The following is a 2,420-nucleotide window of genomic DNA, read 5'->3' on the forward strand; positions in this document are numbered from 1 at the left end:
GTGTGGCGGCTCTCCGTGGTCCTTCCCCTCCCGCTTCCGTTCCCGCCTCCGCTCCCGGAGGGTGCCGCATGAGAGCCGAGGCGGGCGGTCCCGCGGAACCTGAGTCCTCGCACTCGCCCCCAGCCCCGGTCCTGCGGGTGGTCCTCGCCGACGACGAGCGGATGGTCCGTACGGCTCTCCGCGTGATCCTGGCCGCCGAGACCGGCATCACGGTCGTCGGCGAGGCGGCCACCGGCGCCGAAGCGGTGTCCGTCGTACGCGCGCTGCGTCCCGACGTGGTGCTGATGGACGTCCGGATGCCCGGGATCGACGGCATCCGTGCGACCGAGCTGATCCTCGGCTCGATGGCTCCACCGCCGCGCGTGGTGGTCGTGACGACCTTCGAGAACGACTCGTACGTGTACGAGGCGCTGCGCGCCGGCGCCTCCGGTTTCCTGCTGAAGCGAGCGGCGGCCGAGGATCTCGTCCAGGCGGTCCGGCTGGTGGCACGGAGCGATTCGCTGCTCTTCCCCGCCGCTGTCCGGGGCCTGGCCGCCGCGTACGCGCCGGGCGGCACCGCCGCCGCCCCGCCGCCCTGGGCGGCGAGGCTCACCGGGCGGGAGGCCGATGTGCTGCGGCTGATCGCGAAGGGGCTGACGAACGCGGAGATCGCCGGACGGCTCGGTGTCGGTCCTGCGACGGCGAAGACGCATGTGGCGGCCGTGCTCGCGAAGACCGGGGCGCGTGACCGTACACAGGCGGTGATCGCGGCGTACGAGTCGGGTTTCATCACACCGGCCTGAGATGAAGACTTCCTGAAAAGGCCCGGGCGCCGGAACGCGGCTCGGAGCGCCGTTCGTCCTCTATGTGGGATGAACAAGACGATCAGACGCGCAGCGGTCATATGTCTTCTCATGGTGCTCGCCCTGTTGGTGCGGGCGACCTGGGTGCAGACGTACCAGGCCAAGGCGCTGGCGGACAACAAGAACGACCGGCGGAAGGTGATCGCGCAGTACGCGCAGCCGCTCGGTGACATCATCGTGGGCGGTTCGCCGGTCACGGGCTCCACCCGGACGGAGGACAACGACCTCGCGTACAAGCGGACCTACACCGACGGTCCGCTCTACGCCGCCGTGACCGGATTCGGCTCCCAGGTCTACGGCTCGACCCAGCTCGAAGGCATCTACGCGGATGTGCTCGACGGAACGGACCCCCGGCTGAAGAACCCGCTGGACGCGCTGGAGGGCAAACAGACCAAGCCGGGCGATGTCGTGACGACGATCGATCCCGCGGTGCAGCGTGCCGGGTTCAAGGCACTCGGCGACAAGAAGGGCGCGGCCGTCGCGCTCGACCCGGCGACCGGCCGGGTGCTGAGCGTGGTCAGTACCCCGTCGTACGACCCCTCGAAGATCAGCGGGGCGTCGGCGTCGGACGGCGAGGCCTGGAAGCAGCTCAGCGCCGACAAGGACATGCCGATGCTCAACCGGGCGCTGCGCCAGCCGCTGCCGCCGGGGTCGACCTTCAAACTGGTCGTCGCCTCTGCGGCGCTGGAGGACGGGCTGTACAGCTCGATAGACCAGCCGACCACGAGCCCCGATCCGTACACGCTGCCCGACACGTCCCAGGTGCTCGGTAACGAGAGTGCGTCGGACCCCTGCGAGAACGCGACCATCAGGAACGCCCTGAAGTACTCGTGCAACACGGTCTTCGCGAAGATGGCCGTGGACCTCGGTCAGCAGAAGGTCGCGGCGATGGCGAAGAAGTTCGGTTTCAACAACAGCAAGCAGGACATGCCGGTGCGCGCGACGGCGAGCGTGTACCCGTCCGACATGAACAGGCCGGAGACGGCGCTGTCGGGGATCGGCCAGTTCGATGTGTCGGCGACGCCGCTCCAGATGGCCATGGTCTCCTCGGCACTGGCCAACGACGGTGTGCTGGCGGCGCCGCACATGGTGTCGAAGGTGGTGAACGGTGACGGCGACACCCTCCAGTCGTACAAGGACGGCGACTCGACCCGGATCGTCTCCTCGTCGACGGCCGCACAGCTCCGGAGTGCGATGCAGACGGTGGTCGAGTCCGGTACGGGAACGAACGCCCGGGTCGACGGCGCGGAGGTGGGCGCCAAGACCGGCACGGCGCAGCACGGCCTGAACAACAGCAAGACGCCGTACGCCTGGTTCACCTCGTACGCGAAGGACAAGTCGACCGGCAAGGAGGTGGCGGTAGCGGTGGTGGTGGAGGACTCCGACGCGGCCCGAGCCGAGGTAAGCGGAAACGGCCTGGCAGGCCCGATCGCACAGAAGATGATGGCGGCGGCGCTGGGGTAGGGGGCGGGGGCGGGGGCGGGGGCGGCTGCGGATTACTTGCCCTGCGGGGGACGCAGGAAGGGCTCGCTGCCCCGTGCTCGCTGCTTGGCGGCGAGGTGTTGGCTGGGTGGCGGG

General features: G+C 69.5%; 2 protein-coding genes. Both read left to right on the plus strand.

Annotation, left to right across the window (positions count from 1 at the left end):
* Positions 1-131: 131 nt before the first annotated feature.
* A complete protein-coding gene (locus QR77_RS07760) occupies positions 132-782 on the plus strand; it encodes a response regulator transcription factor (RefSeq protein ID WP_040027494.1) in 651 nt (216 codons plus the stop codon).
* Positions 783-851: 69 nt separating this feature from the next.
* Complete coding sequence (locus QR77_RS07765; RefSeq protein ID WP_040020514.1) at positions 852-2,306, plus strand: penicillin-binding transpeptidase domain-containing protein; 1,455 nt, start codon at positions 852-854, stop codon at positions 2,304-2,306.
* The last annotated feature ends 114 nt before the right edge of the window (positions 2,307-2,420 follow it).

The organism is Streptomyces sp. 150FB (assembly GCF_000818195.1).
Lineage (GTDB): Bacteria > Actinomycetota > Actinomycetes > Streptomycetales > Streptomycetaceae > Streptomyces.